Genomic DNA, 17942 nt, shown 5'->3' on the forward strand with positions numbered 1-17942 from the left:
ATAACTTGCCCAAAAGGGCAAGTTATTTCGTTATTGCGTAAGCAATTAGAATAAAATGCATCGCATTTTATTCTTGAACAGTTCCTAAGGGTCCGCGAAAACGTTCATTCGTATACTTCGCGGGCTTCTTTTCTTTTTGTCGAACCCACGTTATGCTAGTAATTACAGAAAATATAAATAACAGAAAGGAAAATATGGGTATTCTTGATTTATTCAAATTAGACGGAAAGGCCGCCATCATTACCGGCTGCGGACGGGGGCTTGGCCTTGGTATTGCCCAGGGGCTTGCCGAAGCCGGCGCCGACATCATGGGCGTGGGCCATGCTCCCGATGCCCCGGCATGCAGGAAAGCGGTTGAAGACTGCGGGAAAAAATTTCACTATTTTTCGGCGGATCTCGCCTCTCAAAAGAGCATTCCCCAAATACTCGAAGAAACCCTGAAGGCTTTCGGCCGGGCGGACATCCTGGTAAATAACGCGGGGACCATCAAACGCGCCGATTCGGTGGACTTTACCGAGGAGGATTGGGATGAGGTAATGAATGTCAACCTTAAAAGCCTTTTTTTCCTCAGTCAGGCGGCGGCCAAACAGTTCATCAAACAGGGATCCGGGGGAAAGATCATTCACATCGCCTCCCTGCTCTCCTTCCAGGGAGGCATACGCATCCCCTCCTACACGGCGGCAAAAAGCGGGGTCAAAGGACTCGCCATGCTCATGGCCAATGAATGGGCCAAATACGGCATCAACATAAACGCCATTGCTCCGGGCTACTTTGAAACCGACAACACCTCCGCCCTGCGGGCGGACCAGCAGCGTCGTGCGGAGATCACCAGCCGCATCCCCGCCGGCCGCTGGGGCGTTCCCCGGGACCTTGCCGGGGCCGCGGTCTTTCTCGCCTCGCCCGCGTCGGATTATCTCAACGGGTTCACCATCGCCGTGGACGGAGGCTGGCTTGGGAGATAGGGAACCTGCGGAACCTACTACGCCGGTTCCGCCCGCCACTTCCCCAGGGTGCGGGTGGCAGGATCAAATACGGCCCCCACCTTGACCAGCCGCTTTCCCTCCGCTGTCCACGGTATCAGATACCCCTTCTCCTCTATCTGTTGCAGCGCCTCGTCCACGGTCCCCCGGCCGGTTAATTTAAATTCAAACACATACACCGCGTCTTTCGTCGTTACCACCGCATCCGCCCGGCCCGCGGCGCTCCGTACCTCCGCTCCCGCATACTGCCCCATCAGCGTAAAGGCTACATAAAATATCCCCTGGTAATACCGCTCCGTTTGATCATTCAACTCGTAGGGTATGGAGGAAAAAAACGCCCGCAGCCGGGTCATAAATCCCTCCACATCTCCCTTCTGTAAATCTCTGACGAAATTCCCGATGAAAAAAACCTTGCCCTCCCCTATCCGCGGCATATAGTAGGGCAGCAGGAAATTGAGAAACCCGTACTGCACTTCCTCATTGGGGAAACCAAGAAGGTATTCGTCAAACTGCCGGTCATACGCTTTGATGGTAAGGTACCCGCTCTGGTACAATAGGGGAACCGGACTTCCCCCCTGGAGCCGGTAGTCGTTCACGGATGGGGCCGGTATAGCGACCCCGTCGGCAAATTCCCGCAAGTCAAAATCAGCATCCCGCAGCAGCTTGATGAGAAACGTGGGCGTCCCTGTTTGGAACCAGTAGTACTGGAAATCGCGGCTCGCCAGGGTATTTAATATGCTGAAGGGATTAAAGACCCCTTCACTGTTCCGGGAAAAATGGTAGCCGTTAAACCGTTTCCGCATCCCCGCCAGGGCTTCGTCATAGGTCATATGGTTTCGTTCCGCCAGGGCTTCCAATTCATTGGCAAAGGTTTCCGTCAGTTCCCGTTCCGAAATACCGCAGATTTCCCCATAGGCCTCGTCCAGGCTGATGTCCCGCAGTTGGTTGAGATCGCTAAACACGCTGACCTGAGAGAATGCAGACCCTTTAGGGTCTGAAGTAACCCCCGTCAGAAAAACAAACCGGAGCCAGGGGTCTGCGGTTTTCAGGACCCCAATTTAACCGTCCTTTGTTGAACCTGAGAATTGCTACCCTCACACGTCCAGATTCGTCACCGCCAGGGCGTTTGCCTCGATGAACTCCCGGCGGGGGGCCACGTGTTCCCCCATGAGGGTGGAGAAAATCCGCTCCGCTTCCACGGCGTCGTCCAGGTGGACCTGGATGATGTTCCGCTGGGCCGGGTCCATGGTGGTGTCGCAGAGCTCGTCGGCGTTCATCTCCCCCAGGCCCTTGTAACGCTGGACCGCGACCTTTTCCGGATCCTTGCCGGATTCCGTGAGGATCCGGTCCTTCTCCGCGTCATCGTAGGCGAAAAAGCTCTTTCTTTCGTAAGTCACCTTATAGAGGGGGGGCATAGCCAGGTAGACATGGCCCCGCTCAATAAGCTCCGTCATATACCGGTAAAAAAAAGTGAGGAGCAGGGTGCGGATATGGGAACCGTCCACGTCGGCATCGGCCATGATGATGATCTTGTGGTAGCGGATCTTGGACACGTTAAAGTCGTTCCCCGCGCCGCCCCCGATACTGGCGATAATAGGCTGGAGTTTTTCATTGGTTACCACCTTTTCGATCCGGGTTTTTTCCACATTGAGCATCTTGCCGAAAAGGGAGAGGATCGCCTGGTACCGGCGGTTCCGGCCCATTTTGGCGGAGCCCCCGGCGGAATCTCCCTCCACAATAAAAAGCTCGCAAAGGGCCGGGTCCTTTTCCGAACAGTCCGCCAGCTTTCCCGGAAGGCCGGCGCTGTCCATCATGTTTTTGCGCCGGGTAGCGTCCCGGGCCTGGCGGGCGGCGATTCGGGCCTTGGCGGCCAGGACGGACTTTTCCAGAATGTTGTTTATGACATCGGGGTGTTGATCCAGAAAAAGTTCCAAATGCTCATTTACCAGGGACTCCACAATACCCTTGACTTCCGAATTCCCCAACTTTCCCTTGGTTTGACCCTCAAACTGGGGGTTGGGGACCTTTACCGACAGCACCGCGGTTAGCCCCTCCCGGACATCATCCCCGGAGAGGCTTTCCTCCAGCTTTTTTGCCTGTTTGGACTTCTTGAGGTATTCATTTAAGGTCCGGGTAAGGGCAGACTTGAACCCCACCAGATGGGTGCCCCCTTCCCGGGTATTGATATCGTTCACAAAGGAGAACATAATCTCGTTAAAGCCGTCGTTGTACTGGATGGCGCATTCCACCTCCACCCCGTCCCGGGTCCCTTCGATAAAAATAGGGTCCTTGTACAGGACGGTCTTGTTCTCGTTGAGGTATTCCACAAAGCTTTTGACGCCCCCGTCAAATTTAAAGTCGTGGACCTTGGGGGTCGAAAGCCGCTCATCCCGGATGGTGATCTTAAGGCCCTTATTGAGGAAGGCCAGCTCCCGCAGGCGGTTGGAGAGGGCGTCAAAGTTATAGGTGGTGGTCTCAAAAATTGAAGTATCCGCCTTAAACCGGATCACCGTGCCCTGGCGGCTGGTCTCGCCTGCTTCCCGGGTGGGGCTTTCAGGGACGCCGATGCGGTATCTTTGGGTATATATCTTGCCGTCCATGTGGATAATGGCCTCGCACCATTCGGAAAGGGCGTTAACCACCGACACCCCCACCCCGTGAAGCCCCCCGGAGACCTTGTAGGACTTTTTATCGAACTTGCCCCCCGCATGGAGCCGGGTCATCACCAGTTCCAGGGCGCTGACGCCTTCGGTGGGGTGGAGATCCACGGGGATGCCCCGGCCGTTGTCCTCCACCCGAACCACATCGTTCCCTTCCAAAACCACCAGAATTGTGTCACAATGACCCTGCATGGCTTCGTCCACGGAGTTATCCACCACCTCAAACACCAAATGATGGAGCCCATCAATGCCGGTGGTTCCTATATACATACCGGGACGTTTTCGTACCGCTTCCAGGCCCTTAAGAACCTGAATATTTTGGGCAGAATATTCTGAATTCATCCTATTTTTTTCCTGAAGTAAATGGAGTCTTTCCTAAAATTGAAGTTTCGGGAAAACAACGTTAAAAACGTATTTTTAATACGTGGTTTTAGTATAGTAATATTGCATAAAAAAGTAAAGATAGAGTAGAATTAACATTGCATCTCTTTATTGAGATGGAGTATTATCCAAGCACCCGCTTGTATGGGATGGGGAGTGTCAGCGAATTTGAACCAGCGCCGCCTCTGGCGGTGGTTTTTTGCTTGTGCATAAATTGTGGATAGTTTTTTGAGAGACTTCTGTTATGGTTTTATTTGCACTCGAATTTCTATGGTTATCGTGTAAATAGCGTTTTATATTTGATATTTACTTGTATTATATGAAATTAGCGTTATATTACTATTCAGATATTAAGGGGAAATATAAAAAAGTGGCCGGACCATCTTTTTACTTATTCAGTATCATTTTTTTTGTTGTGGATAATTTGTTGATATCTTTCGGGCTATTTTAAGGATATACTCATGGATGAATGGGATTATGAACTAGTATGGAATGAAACCATGGAGCATATCCGGGGAGCGTTGGGGGAACCGGGCTTTTCTCTGGGGTCTACTATAAAATATGTCCGGTCCACGGAACATGAAATCATCGTCTCCGTCCCTACTTCACTCCAACGGGACATGATTAAAAAGCGTTACCAAAGCGCGATGGAAAATAAATTACACCTCTTAACCGATAAAAATATATCCATTATTTTTGAAATCAATCCTAATCAAGCGGGTACGGAAGATCCCGCTCCATCGGCCGCACCGGAAACTAGCGCTCCGGCCCCCATCGGTCCGCATAAAAAAGAGGGAAACCATTTACATCTCCGGGAAAACTATACCTTTGATAAGTATGTTATCGGCGAGAACAATAACTTCGCCGCCAATGCCGCCATGGCGGTAAGCCGTAACCCCGGTAATGCCTACAATCCCTTACTCATCTACGGTGGGGTAGGTCTGGGAAAAACCCACCTCATGCAGGCCATAGGAAACTATCTGTTTGCCCATTCGGATAACAAAATCATCTATATCACCGCGGAGAGTTTTACCAACGAATTCATCCAGTCTGTTCAGGAAAACAAGATGCCGGCCTTTAAAAACAAATACCGGTATACCGATATCCTTTTAGTCGACGATATTCATTTTTTGGAGAATAAATTAGGGACCCAGGAAGAGCTTTTTCACACCTTTAATGCCCTGTATAACGCCAAAAAACAGATGGTTTTTACCTGTGACCGTCCGGTTTCCGAGCTGAAAAACCTTCCCGCCCGCCTTCGTACCCGTTTTGAAATGGGCCTTAACGTGGATCTTCAACCGCCAAATTATGAAACCCGGTGCGCCATCTTAAAAAAGAAGATAGAAATAAAGAATATATCCATTCCCGATGAGGTGATTGCCCTGGTAAGCAAAAACGTCTCCTCCAATATCCGGGACCTGGAAGCGGCCCTGATTAAACTTATTGCCTATAGCGAATTAGTAGGAAAACCCATAACCCTAGAAATAGCCCAACAGCAGCTTAAAGACGTATTTGCCTCTCCCCGGCAGTCAAATATGTCCCTGGATACCATTTTACGGGTGGTGGCGGAAAACTATTCCCTGACGATTAATGATCTTAAGGGGCGAAAAAAAACGCAGAATATCGTGTTTCCCCGGCAGCTTTCCATGTATATAGCCCGGCAGATTACCGAATATTCCACCACCGAAATAGGCCAATTCATAGGAGGACGGGATCATACCACGGTTATGTATTCCTGTAATATGATAGAAGAACGGATCCGATCCGATCCGACCATGGATTCCATTATACAAAATTTTATCAGGCTCATAAAAGAATATAGCGCTAAATCTTAAAACCTGTTACTATCTTTAGTATAAGCGGTGGATATTTTAAACAACGGTGGATTGAGTATAATATATATAATACTTCTTCATATATTGTGAAAAGTATAATTAGTGATAATATATGGAAATAAGTGATTTTTCCACATATTAACAGACCTTACTACTATATATTACTATATATATATATAATTAGGAGATAGTAAGATATGAGATTTAATTGTGAACGGAGCGTCTTGCTTAAAGAAATATCCATAGCCCAGGAAATAATATCGTCGAAAAATGCCATGTCTATATTGTCAAATATATACCTTGAAGCGAATAATGATACCCTTTATATAAAGGCAACCGATATTAAGGTGAATTTTGAGACCAAAGTGCCGGTAATTGTCCGGGAACCGGGGTCAATCACTGTTTTTGGGGAAAAATTCCTGGGTATACTCAATTCCATCCCCGATGGGGAACTGGAATTTGAACAGGATGACATGAAAATAGTCATCCGGCCGGCATTTAAGAAGATTAGATTCCAGCTTAAAAGTATTGATTCGGATAAATTCCCTGAATTTCCGGCTGTCAGGGAAGATGAATTTTTTGAAATGCCGGTCAGGGAATTCAAGGATATGATACTACAGACGGTATTTGCCATATCCGATGACGAAACCCGTTATTTTATGAACGGAGTGTTTTTTGAAAAGCAGGAAAATACGATCGTCATGGTGGCCACCGATGGCCGCCGGCTTGCGTATATAAAAAAAGAAGCGGGAAATGGCATAAAAGATTTTACCGGGGTGATTATTCCCCCTAAGATTCTCAATATCATTACCAAAAGGGCCGGGGATGAGGGGCTTATCTCAATTTCCGTGACCGATAAGCTGATTTTTGTCCGGTTTGGATCCTACCTTCTTTCCTCGGTCCTTATTGAGGGCCAGTTTCCCAATTATAGCAAGGTTATTCCGGAAAGACAGACCTTTTCTTTTTCCGTAGACCGTCTTGAAATGCTGGATGCCCTGAAAAGGGTTTCCCTTTTGGTGGAGCAGAAGTCCCGGCGGGTTTATCTGGGGCTTGAACCGGGGATTATATCGGTTTCTTCCGAAGAAAGCGAGTTGGGGATTGCCCGGGAGGAAATATCCTGTAAGTATGAAGGGGAAAAGGTCTCCATGGCCCTTAATTACCGTTATATCGAAGAACCCTTTAAAGTCATGAGTGAAAATGAAATAAGCGTTCATTTTACCGAACCAACCCGGGCCATAACCATCAAACCGGTCCCGGAGAAAGACTTTTTTCATATTGTCATGCCCATGCAGCTTGATTAACCGGCCTGTTGCACTATGTCCGTTGCCAGCCTGCGGATAACCGCCTTTCGGAACCTGGTGGATGCTGAGATACATACCGATGGAAGGGATATTTTTCTGGTCGGTGAAAATGGACAGGGTAAGACCAATTTTCTTGAAGCCCTTTACTTTTGTTCCTATGCTTCGTCTTTTAAGGGGGTTCGGGACCGGGAATTGATCCGAAATGGGGAAAAGGACTGTTCCGCTTCGATAAAAATAAAGAATTCCGTTTATGAAAAGGTCCTGGTAAAGCTAGAGGGCAGCAAAAAAAGCATACAAATCGATGGAAAAAATATAACCGACCGGAAGGAACTGCTGGAAGTAGCCCCCTGTATTGTTTTTTGTCATGAAGATATGGAATTTGTGGCGGGCAGTCCTGAACGGCGGCGCTGGTTTTTTGATCAGAGTCAGAGTCTTTACGATCCCCTTTATCTGGAAGACCTGAGAAAATACCGCCGGGTTCTAAAAACCCGGAATACCCTCTTAAAGGAAAATTACGGCAACCGGGATATCAAGGCGGTACTGGACGCCCTGGATCCCCAGCTTGCCTTGTACGGCTTGCAACTGATGGAAAAGCGGGCGGAATCGGCGGAGCAATTCTCCGTAACCTTCGGCCCCCTGTATGAGGAAGTTTCCGGCATAAACGCCATTACGGTGGGGTATGTTCCCTCGTGGAAGGCGGCTACCCTGGAGGGGATTACGGCGTTTTTGGAGAAGCGGCGGGAGGCCGATATGGCCGCCGGGGCCTGCCTTTCGGGTCCCCACCGGGACCGGTATGTTTTTACCCGGGACGGGGAGGAATTTTCCGGTAAGGCCTCCACCGGCCAGCGCCGCCTTTTAGCCCTGCTGCTCCGGATCGCCCAGGCCCGGCGTTTTTCCCAGGTAACCGGGAAAAACCCGGTGCTTCTTTTAGATGACGTACTTTTGGAGCTGGATCCGGAAAAACGGCGGAAATTCCTTTTGGTCATGCCCGAATATGAACAGGCTTTCTATACCTTTTTACCCGAAGAACCCTATGACCGGTATCGTAAATCCCATACCGTGGTATATACTATGTCCGGTGGGGTGTTGACCACATGAAAAAAGCAGGGGATATACTCGCGTTAATTTTAAATGACCGGATCTTAAAAAAATCTCAGGGTTATTCGGAGCTTTTTTTATCCTGGGAGCTTTTGACCGAGGAGGCTAATATTGCCGCCGCGGCCGGTCATTCCCGGATAAAAGAGCTGGAAGGATCCGTCCTGTTGGTAGAGGCGGATCATCCCGGCTGGATCCAGATCCTGACGACCAAAAAAAAGGACCTCCTCGAAAAAATCCGCTGCCGGTTTCCCCAATTCTCCATCACGGAGCTATCCTTTCGGTTAAGCCGGTAGCCGGGCTTAGGAAGGGCGCTGAACCGGCTGCTTCCAATGCCAGGTTGGCTGGGAAAGTTCCGAAGAAAAGGGATTGGGTTTTTCAAAATTCGGGAGCCAATCGGTGTTTCCGGGGACCAGTTCCTGATAAAAGCCGTCTTCTATCTCAAATTCCTCAAGCCAGCGGAGCAGGGTTTCGTATTCCGCTTCCGAAATAGCGCGGCCGGGAATATCCGCTTCCGTGGGATTCGGCGGGGTATATTGGGTCATCAGGGAAAAAAGGGCCCAGCCCTGGGCGTTATCGGCATACCAGCGGAGTACCTGCCGGGTGGCGCCCAGGTAACCGGGTAAAACCAAATGCCGGATAAGCACCCCGGACCGGAGGACCCGGGGGGAGCCGGCTTCATCGGGGCCTATCGTTCTGGGGGGCCCGAACCGAAGTTCCCGAAAGTCCATCATCCTGCGTATCGCTGCTGCGGCCCGTTCCGGGTAATCCGGGGCCTTGAAAAACCGGGCCGACAGGGCCGGGTCCAGGGTTTTGAGATCCGGGAGGTACACCTCCGCAATATCCCGGAGTAGATCCAGGGCAGTAAGGCTTTCATAGGCCGAGGAATTCCACAATACCGGCAGGGTAAGCCCCTGGGCCCGGGCGGCCTTGATCCCCAGCGCCAGGGCGGGCACAGCATGGCTTCCCGTGACGATATTGATATTCTCCGCCCCCTGCTCCTGGAGGGTCATGCAGATCCGGGCGAATTCCCCTTCCGTAACCATCCTGCCCATTCCCGCCCGGGAAATTTGCCAGTTCTGACAGAACCCGCAGCCCAGATTGCAGCCGCTTACAAAGATAGTCCCGGACCCGCCCCCGCCGGTGATGGGAGGTTCTTCCCCCCGGTGTATACCCGCGGCGGCAATCCGGAGTTCCGCGGTTTCCCCGCAATACCCTTTCCCGCCGGATAAGCGGTTCACCCCGCAGCCGCGGGGACAGAGATCACAGGCCGCATAGGTATCGGTTATATGCAAAGCGTCCACCTATAGGATAGTAGGGCATTCCCATGAAGATTACAATCTTGGGGGGGGTATATCGCCTTACCGCGAATCATTGACAAAACCCCGCTCATATTCCATAGTCATAAGGTCTGTTTCCAAACTCCCTCAATTTGAAGGTAAAGTTGTCTGTAATCTTTTTTTAGGAGGAAAGCGATGAAAAAATGTGCCCTTTGGTTATCCGCAGCGGCGGTTTTTATGTTGGCCGCCTGCGGCGGCTCCGGTTCATCCGCTCCGGCGGTTGCCGCATCGAGCCCCATAGAAGTGGTCATTGGTTGTAATGTGGATACCCCCTATGGTACCCTGGACCCGGTTCACGAAGACGGTACCATTTTGTGGATCATTGAGCTGGCCTTTGAGAGCCTGGTTAACACCATCCAGACCCCGGACGGCGGGGTTGAACTGGCCCCCGCTTTAGCGGAAAGCTGGGAGATCAGCGACGACGGCCTTTTCTACACCTTCCACCTGAAACCGGGGGTAAAGTTTGCGGACGGTACCCCGGTAACCACCGCGGACTGGATCTGGTCCCTTGAACGGGCCCGGGATACCGAAGAAAGCCCCTGGGCTTCCTATGCCGCTCCTATAAAAAATATCACCGCCCCGGATGAAAATACCCTGGTCATTGAATTAACGGCCCTGAATGCCCCCTTCCTGTCCATGCTGGCGGTGCATAATTTCTGCGTCCAGAGCAAAGCCCAATTCGATAAGCTCGGCGCCGATGAATACTTCCAACGCCCTCTGGGTACGGGGCCCTACTATTTTACTGATTGGGGGATGCACGAATTTTACCGCATGGAGAAAAATCCCTATTACCATGGCAAGGCGCCCACGGTTGATGTCCTTCAGTTCAATGTGGTGGAAGATGATAATACCCGGATTATGCAGTTACAGGCCGGGGATATTGATGTATGCCTGACTCCTCCGGCCAACCGGATCGCGGAGCTTCAGGCCGATTCAAACCTGAATGTCCAAATAGTGAATTCCACCGAACAGCGTTATGTTAACTTCAACATTACCAGAGATTACCTGAACAACGCCAAGGTCCGCCGGGCCCTGCGGCTGGCCACCAACAAAGAGGAGATCATCAAGATTGCCGTATTTGGATATGGGGAGGCGACCTATAATGTGTACCCCCGGGTTATCGGGCAATTCTTCAATACCGATATCGTGGACGAGGGTTACGACCCTGAGAAGGCCAAGGCCCTGCTGGCGGAAGCGGGGTATCCCAATGGTTTTACCACCGAGATCAGTTTTACCAACGGTAATACGGTGGTGGAGGGAATCGCTACCCTGTTGAAAGAACAATGGGCAAAGATTGGGGTTACCCTGAATCTGACCCCCATGGAAGGGGCCGCCCTGAGCGAGCAGTTCGACACCCTGAACCACACCATCACCATGCTGCGCTGGTCCGAGGATACCAACGACCCCCAGGGGCTTACGGATTTTATCGCGGTGTATAACCAGAGCCATGGTTTCCATACCGGGTTCAACAACCCCCGGGTTACCGAATTGGCCGGAATCGCCGCGGGTACGGTGGATAACGCCGTCCGCAAGGAAGCCTATAAGGAGATACAGCAAATACTCTACGATGAGGCCCCCCTGTTCCCGATTTACCAGGCCACATATTTCCTGGCGACCCGGAAAAACATTACCGGCTTTAATCAGAGCCCCCTTGGCCAATACGATCTGACCAATCTGGCAAAACTGTAGCGCCTTTTTCATCCCCAGGATATGGAGGGTTTCATACCCCACGGTTCTGCCGTGGGGTAAGTTTATTGGAATGCATACCTCGCCCTGAAGGACGGGGTAGTTTATTTTGCCGGGAGGCATGGCATTGAAGCGGCTCAATTACATCTTAAAGCGGCTGTCCCAGATGATCCCTGTTTTGTTTGTGATCACCGTAGTTGTTTTTATGCTGATCCACTTTATCCCCGGCGATCCCGCCCGGCTGATGCTGGGTGACCGGGCTTCCCTGGCCAGTGTGGAGGCCCTGCGGGAAAAATTGGGCCTTAACGAATCCCTGGCGGTACAATATGGTATTTTTATGGGTAACCTCTTTCGTTTTGATTTGGGGACCTCCATCAAATACCACCAGCCGGTCATGGACCTCCTGGTAAAGCGGCTGTCCATGACGGTATCCCTTACCCTTCTGGCATGCCTCTTTGCGGCGGTTTTTTCCCTGCCCCTGGGGTATATGGCCGCGGCAAACAAGGATAAGCTGCCGGATCAGGTGATCCGGGGGGGTGCCCTGATAGCCCTTTCGGTCCCTACCTTCTGGATAGCCCTGTTGCTGCTCATCCTGTTTGCCCTTAAATTGAAGATCTTCCCCATCGGCGGCTGGGGGACCACCCCCCTGGAACACCTGCGGGGCCTGGTTTTGCCCGCCTTTACCCTGTCCCTGGCCACTTCGGCGCTGATCATGCGGAACGCCCGGAACAGCATCGTGGACATTTCCCGGAGTGACTTTGTGGATTTTGCCCGCAGCAAGGGTATCCCCAATAACACCGTCCGGATGCGCCACATCATCCGCAACGGCCTGGTTTCCAGTGTTACCCTGCTTTCCATGCAGGTGGCCGCCATGATAGGGGGCAGCGCCATCACGGAAACGGTCTTTAATTTACCCGGCATCGGTAAGCTGATGGTAGAATCCATCTTTGGCCGGGATTATCCGGTGGTTCAGGGGACCTTGTTGGTCACCTCTTTTTTGATTATGATGGTGAACCTGATCACCGACATCCTCTATTCCGCCCTGGACCCCCGGGTTACCCTGGAATAGGAGTCCGTCATGTTTACCCTTACGGCCATCCGTGAATCAAAATTACGAAGAAAAAAAGCCCGGCCTCCCGCGCTGCGGAACGCCAGTATTATCGCCGGTTCCCTAATTGTTCTGGTGATGGTCTTCCTCGCCCTGTTCCCCGGGGCCGTGGCAAAACAAAACCCCCTGGATTACAGTGCCGACCGTATGCTCCTGCCCCCCTCGGCGGAGCATCTCTTTGGCACCGACCATTTGGGCCGGGATATTTTTTCCCGGGTGATATGGGGAACCCGGATCGATTTGATGATGGGGATCGTATCGGTGATAACCCCCTTTGTTGTCGGTACCCTTATCGGCCTGGTGGCGGGATATTACGGCGGTTTGGTGGATAGTTTGATGATGCGGGCCTGCGATATCTTTATGGCCTTTCCCTTCACCCTGGTCGTTATTGTGGTGGTTACCATCACCGGTCCCAGCATTACCAATCTGTTTATCGCCATGTGGCTGGTCAGTTGGATGCATTACGCCCGGCTGGTCCGGGGGGAGGTGCTGGTGGCAAAAAACGCGGAATATGTCCAGGCGGCAAAGGTCCTGGGGTATACGGACCTTCGGATCCTGCTCCGCCACCTGCTGCCCAATGTGATCTCTGGCTGCGTGGTCTATGCCGCGGCGGATGTGGTGATGTGTATGCTGGCCGGCGCCTCTATGAGTTTCCTGGGTCTCGGTATTCAGCCCCCTACCCCGGAATGGGGGGCCATTATCGACAGCGGGCGGGCCTATATCTCCAATGCCTGGTGGATAGCTGCCTTTCCGGGCCTGTTTCTTGCCCTTACCGGTACCGGCTTTAGTCTGATCGGCGACGGCCTTTCGGACCTGCTGCGGACCAAAGGGAGGTCGTAGTGGAAGCTCTATTACGGGTAAAAGACCTGCACACCTATTTTTTTTCAGGCGGCGCGGTGGTAAAGGCTGTGAACGGCGTGAGTTTTAAGGTACTCCCCGGGGAAACCTTCGGTCTGGTGGGGGAAAGCGGCTGCGGCAAAACAGCGATCTGCCGGTCTATTTCCCGGCTTATACATCCACCGGGGAAAATCATCCGGGGTGAAATTCGATACCGTGGTACCCAGGGGGAAACCGATATTCTGCGTATTTCCGACGAATCCATACGCCGGCTCCGGGGCCGGGAGATAAGCATGATCTTCCAGGAACCCATGTCGGCCCTCAACCCGGTGATACCCATCAAGACCCAGATCTACGAGGCCCTGGAGCCCAAACTTTCGAGAACGGAAAAATACCACCGGTCCATCGAACTGTTACGGTTGGTGGGTATTCCCAGCCCCGAGAAGCGGATGCACGAGTACATCCACCAGTTTTCCGGAGGTATGCGCCAGCGGGTTATGATCGCCATTGCCCTGGCGGGGAATCCCCGCCTTTTATTGGCGGACGAACCTACCACGGCTCTGGATGTGACCATCCAAAACCAGATCATGCTGCTGATAAACAGTCTGCGGGAAAAACTCAGGATGAGTATGATCCTGGTAACCCACGATCTGAGCGTGGTGTCCCAGATGTGCGATTTTGTAGCGGTGATGTATGCGGGGCATATTATGGAGCTTTGCGATACGGTAACCCTTTTCGCCGAACCCCGGCATCCCTATACCTACGGTCTTCTCAGTTCCATCCCCCGGGAAGGTAACCGGCGGCTGGAATCCATAAACGGCGCTCCCCCCAACCTGGCCGACCCCCTGCCCGGCTGCCCCTTTGCGCCCCGCTGCGCCTTTAAAGAAGGCCGCTGCGAAGGGGAACTGCCGGACCTTGCCGAGCTTGCCCCCGGTCACCGGGTGCGCTGTTTTTTTTATAAAAAGCTGGACGGCCTCGGCGGTTTTATCGATGAAAAAGAGGAGGCCCCCCGGATATGAACGAAAGCCCTTTAATAGAAGTACGGGGCCTGAAAAAGCACTTCCCGGTGAAGCGTCAGATCATCGACGTGGCCCTGCGAAAACCCCAGGAATATCTCTATGCGGTGGATCTGGTGGATCTGGACATCCTTCAGGGGGAGACCCTGGGGTTGGTGGGGGAAAGCGGCTGCGGCAAAAGTACCCTGGCCCGGACCATCATCCGGCTGTACAAGCCCGATGGGGGGGACGTGTTCTTTGATGGGGTAAACCTGGCAAAAATGAGTGACCGCAGCCTGAGGCCCTACCGTAAAAACCTGCAGATGATCTTCCAGGACCCGTATTCTTCCCTGAATCCGCGGATGTCCGTACACGACACCCTGGCGGAGGCGATCCGGTTCCACCGGGTCTGCGGCAAAAAACACATGGAAGAGAAAATCAAAGAAGTTATGGACATGGTGGGGCTCACTCCGGATGCCGCTGATCGCCTGCCCAGCGAATTCTCCGGGGGGCAGCGCCAACGCATCGGTATAGCCCGGGCCATTGTCCTGAATCCCCGGATTATCATTGCCGATGAGCCGGTATCCGCCCTGGATGTTTCCATTCAGGCCCAGGTCATCAACCTGCTGGCGGATCTGCAGACTAAACTCAACCTGACCATGCTGTTTATTTCCCACGATTTGCGGGTGGTCCGGCATATCGCCGGCCGGGTCGCCGTGATGTACCTGGGCAAAATTATCGAACTTGCCCGGACCGGGGAGATCTTTGCAAATCCCCAACACCCCTACACCGAGGTGCTGCTTCACGCCGAACCGGGGCTGGACCCGCGGTTCCGCAGCCGGGAAGTCGCCATCTCGGGGGAACCCCCCAGCCCTATCAATCTGCCCCCGGGCTGCCGTTTTCACCCTCGCTGCAAATACCGCGGCGCCGGATGTGATACCCAGGAGCCTCCGCTTATTGAGGTATCCCCCGGACATATGGTAGCCTGTTTTTATCCGCGGTATCGAAAAAAGGAGCGTAAAAGCCAATGAAAAAAAGCGTCTTGATTGAAGACCTGTCCTGGCCGGAATTTGCCGAAGCCATAGCCCTGGATGACCTGATCATCCTGCCTGTGGGCAGTACCGAAGAACACGGGCCCCAGAGCCCCCTGGGGACGGATTTTTTTATTGCCGATGCCCTGGCGCGGGCCATTGGAAAAAAGGCCGATGCCCTGGTCGCCCCGGCCATACCCATCGGTAATGCCCAGGGCCTCATCGATTTTCCCGGCACCATCAGTATAGACCCCGCTATTCTGACGGATCTGGTCTTTGAGGTCTGCGAAAATTTTGTCCGCCACGGGGCGGGGCGTTTCTTTTTTGTCAACGGCCACGGCGGGAACAATGGGGCCCTCCGCCATGCGGCGACGGCGCTGTACGAGAAATATGGGGTTTTTGTCGCTTCCAGCGAGTGGTGGCAGCTTATGCCGAAAATATCCGAATACAAGGCCCACGATCATGGCGGAAAATTTGAAACCTCCATGATGATGGCCATCGATGAAAGCATAGTGGATTTGACCAAGGCGGACACAAAACAAATAGAAAAATTAACCGATAAAATCACCTTTGATTACGGCTTTTTTTACCGCGGAGCCGCGGTTTCCCTTAACCTTCCCACCGGTGAAATCACCCCCCGGGGGAATTTCGGCGCCCCCAGCGAGGAGGCCCGGCGGGAAATCGGCGAAGGCATGTTCACGATCTATACCGATTATTGCGCCGGTATTATTCGGGAGATCCGCCGGATCCCCAGAGGAGTTTAAAGCCCAAAATGAAAAGAAAAACCCTTTTAGCAGCGGAACTTTCCTGGACCGAATTTGAAGAATATATGCGGCACGACGATGTGCTGATTATTCCGGTGGGGATGCTGGAAGAACATGGGCAGCACAACCCTCTGGGAACGGATACCTATATTGCCGGGCATTGCGCGGCATTGATAGGGGAACGGGCCGGCGCCCTGGTTGCCCCGGTTTTTCCCTACGGCTACGGCCCGGAAGGGAAAAAATTCCCCGGCCAGGTATCCCTCAGTCCCCAATTACTGCGGAAGATCCTCTACGCCTATGGGGCGTGTTACGCCAAACACGGCGCCCGCCGCTTTTTGTTTGTTAACGGCCATGGCGGCAATGCCGGTGTCCTCAGGATGGTCACCGGGGACCTGTGGTACGACTACCATGCCCTCTGCGCCTCCACCGAATGGTGGCTGCTGGTACCCCAAATCAAGCCGGAATTGCCCTGTAACGACCACGGCGGCTTCTACGAGACCTCCTGTATGCTGGCGATTAAGCCGGAATTGGTGGATATGAACCGCGCCCAGGACCCCGTGCCGGATACCATTCTGAGCGAGCATATCCGCGCCGGATACACCGTTACCTACCAGGGAGAGCCCTTTTTTGCAACGATAGACGATTACCGGTTGGGCCGGGCCGGCAACCTGGGCGCGCCTCCCCAGGGGGCCAATGAACGGATCGGCGCCGATGTTCTTGAAGCTTATATCGATTACAACGCCGGTCTTATCGGTGAGCTGAGAAAAATCGAGCTCCAAAACAAGGGAAATTAGCGGAAACCGCTGAAAAATTCGACCGTTATTTTCCCCGGCTTACCAGCTTACTTTATCCGGTGGATTATGTTATAGTAAGTTAATGTATACCAGGGAAATTCAAGCTCCCCAGGGTACTCCTATCGAAAAGGGAAAACCCCTTCAGGGTACCTGGGTATCGGCCTTTAATGAAGTGGATCTGCTGAATATCCACCGTCCTTTTTCCTTTCCCTTCCCCAAGTGGATGCGGGATTACCGGATAAAGGAATGGGAAACGTTTATCATAAACAGTGACTGTTTTTTTCTTGAGGCGATGTTAGCCAATATGAAATATTATCGTATGGCCCAGGTATATGTCTACGATAAGGAAACCAAGAAACTTTTGCAGTTTAGAAAAACGATACCCCTTAATGGGTGGAAACTGCCCAGGGATCTATACAATTCTTCGATCATCAGCCAATCCTATGGTTTTTTTTTCCGAATACATAATTGGCTATATGCCGATACCATAAAGATAGATCTTGATATTAAGGCAACCCGGAAGCGGCCTTCTTTTACCGCCCATCTGGAATATGATTTAGACCGGAAGAAGATCACCCCCATGGCGGTCAATTTGCCCTTTTCTGAGCGGCGTTGTATGTATGCGTATAAGGTCCTTGCCGCGCTTCGGGGGGATATGGTTTTTGAGGGCCGGCATATTTCCCTGGATCCGGCTAAAACCTTGGGGATATTCGGTGATATTAAGGGATTTTTTCCCTACCGGATGTACTCGGTTTGGTGTACGGGACTTGGCTTTGATGCGGAAAACCGCAGTTTTGGGTTTAGTATTGTGGAGAATCAGACGAAAGAGACGAACAAAAACAATGAAAATGCCCTTTGGGTAGAGGGCCGGTTAACCCCCCTGCCGCCGGTACGAATCACCATGCCCGAGGGGGTTGATAAGGAGTGGGTAATCCAGGATGTGGAAGGAATGGTGGATCTTACCTTTACCCCCCAGGTACCAAGGCGGACTGCGTTTAACATCCTGCTTACCAGAATCGACCATGATACCGCCCTGGGCTATTTCAACGGCATGTTGATAAATTCCGAGGAAAAAAAGATTCAGGTGCGAAATCTTTGGGGGCTTGGAGAAAAACTTTATTTACGGATATAGATA

Annotated in this window: 16 protein-coding genes; 13 read left to right on the top strand and 3 right to left on the bottom strand. The window is 52.3% G+C overall.

Annotation, left to right across the window (positions count from 1 at the left end; translation table 11 throughout):
• Positions 1-194 precede the first annotated feature (194 nt).
• Positions 195-962 carry a 2-dehydro-3-deoxy-D-gluconate 5-dehydrogenase KduD gene (gene kduD, locus LQZ21_RS10095; RefSeq protein ID WP_411044209.1) on the top strand — a complete coding sequence of 256 codons (768 nt, stop codon included), beginning with the start codon at positions 195-197 and terminating at the stop codon, positions 960-962.
• Positions 963-979: 17 nt separating this feature from the next.
• Here the strand turns inward: kduD and LQZ21_RS10100 are convergent, their stop codons facing one another.
• Positions 980-1942 carry a PD-(D/E)XK nuclease domain-containing protein gene (locus tag LQZ21_RS10100; RefSeq protein ID WP_486401692.1) on the bottom strand — a complete coding sequence of 321 codons (963 nt, stop codon included), beginning with the start codon at positions 1940-1942 and terminating at the stop codon, positions 980-982.
• Positions 1943-2074: 132 nt separating this feature from the next.
• The gene (gene gyrB / locus LQZ21_RS10105) at positions 2075-3982 is read right to left on the bottom strand and encodes a DNA topoisomerase (ATP-hydrolyzing) subunit B (protein ID WP_411044210.1); all 1908 of its coding nucleotides are present in this window, start codon (positions 3980-3982) and stop codon (positions 2075-2077) included.
• A gap of 500 nt (positions 3983-4482) precedes the next feature.
• Here gyrB and dnaA point away from each other — a divergent pair, with 500 nt between their 5' ends.
• The 4 genes from dnaA to LQZ21_RS10125 all read left to right on the top strand — a co-directional run bounded on the left by dnaA (position 4483) and on the right by LQZ21_RS10125 (position 8548).
• On the top strand, positions 4483-5856 hold the full coding sequence (dnaA, locus tag LQZ21_RS10110) for a chromosomal replication initiator protein DnaA (RefSeq protein ID WP_411044211.1): 1374 nt from the start codon (positions 4483-4485) through the stop codon (positions 5854-5856).
• 197 nt (positions 5857-6053) lie between these two features.
• Positions 6054-7157, top strand: coding sequence for a DNA polymerase III subunit beta (dnaN, locus tag LQZ21_RS10115; RefSeq protein WP_411044212.1), 1104 nt, complete (start codon positions 6054-6056; stop codon positions 7155-7157).
• Between the two features lie 15 nt (positions 7158-7172).
• The gene (gene recF, locus LQZ21_RS10120) at positions 7173-8255 is read left to right on the top strand and encodes a DNA replication/repair protein RecF (protein WP_411044213.1); all 1083 of its coding nucleotides are present in this window, start codon (positions 7173-7175) and stop codon (positions 8253-8255) included.
• On the top strand, positions 8252-8548 hold the full coding sequence (locus tag LQZ21_RS10125; RefSeq protein ID WP_411044214.1) for a DciA family protein: 297 nt from the start codon (positions 8252-8254) through the stop codon (positions 8546-8548). The genes recF and LQZ21_RS10125 overlap by 4 nt, the downstream gene beginning before the upstream one ends.
• 6 nt (positions 8549-8554) lie before the next feature.
• On the opposite strand, the gene LQZ21_RS10130 is transcribed toward LQZ21_RS10125, so the two are convergent.
• A complete protein-coding gene (locus LQZ21_RS10130) occupies positions 8555-9547 on the bottom strand; it encodes a radical SAM protein (protein ID WP_411044215.1) in 993 nt (330 codons plus the stop codon).
• A gap of 180 nt (positions 9548-9727) precedes the next feature.
• Between LQZ21_RS10130 and LQZ21_RS10135 the strand changes: the two genes are divergently transcribed.
• From LQZ21_RS10135 to LQZ21_RS10170, 8 genes are all read left to right on the top strand, one after another.
• Complete coding sequence (locus LQZ21_RS10135) at positions 9728-11281, top strand: ABC transporter substrate-binding protein (RefSeq protein WP_411044216.1); 1554 nt, start codon at positions 9728-9730, stop codon at positions 11279-11281.
• Positions 11282-11399: 118 nt separating this feature from the next.
• Positions 11400-12347 (top strand): ABC transporter permease, encoded by a 948-nt coding sequence (locus LQZ21_RS10140; protein WP_411044217.1) that lies wholly within the window; start codon positions 11400-11402, stop codon positions 12345-12347.
• Positions 12348-12356: 9 nt separating this feature from the next.
• Positions 12357-13226, top strand: a complete 870-nt coding sequence (locus LQZ21_RS10145) for an ABC transporter permease (RefSeq protein ID WP_411044218.1) — start codon at positions 12357-12359, stop codon at positions 13224-13226.
• Complete coding sequence (locus tag LQZ21_RS10150) at positions 13226-14242, top strand: ABC transporter ATP-binding protein (protein ID WP_411044219.1); 1017 nt, start codon at positions 13226-13228, stop codon at positions 14240-14242. Before LQZ21_RS10145 ends, LQZ21_RS10150 begins: the two co-directional genes overlap by 1 nt.
• Complete coding sequence (locus LQZ21_RS10155; RefSeq protein WP_411044220.1) at positions 14239-15249, top strand: ABC transporter ATP-binding protein; 1011 nt, start codon at positions 14239-14241, stop codon at positions 15247-15249. Before LQZ21_RS10150 ends, LQZ21_RS10155 begins: the two co-directional genes overlap by 4 nt.
• Complete coding sequence (locus LQZ21_RS10160) at positions 15246-16013, top strand: creatininase family protein (protein WP_411044221.1); 768 nt, start codon at positions 15246-15248, stop codon at positions 16011-16013. The genes LQZ21_RS10155 and LQZ21_RS10160 overlap by 4 nt, the downstream gene beginning before the upstream one ends.
• Before the next feature lie 8 nt (positions 16014-16021).
• The gene (locus LQZ21_RS10165) at positions 16022-16807 is read left to right on the top strand and encodes a creatininase family protein (protein ID WP_411044222.1); all 786 of its coding nucleotides are present in this window, start codon (positions 16022-16024) and stop codon (positions 16805-16807) included.
• Positions 16808-16889: 82 nt separating this feature from the next.
• Positions 16890-17939: a DUF2804 domain-containing protein gene (locus LQZ21_RS10170; protein ID WP_411044223.1), complete on the top strand. Its 1050-nt coding sequence runs from the start codon at positions 16890-16892 to the stop codon at positions 17937-17939.
• Positions 17940-17942 lie beyond the last annotated feature (3 nt).

The sequence above is a fragment of the Treponema sp. TIM-1 genome (assembly GCF_046533115.1).
GTDB lineage: Bacteria > Spirochaetota > Spirochaetia > Treponematales > Breznakiellaceae > JAIRMO01.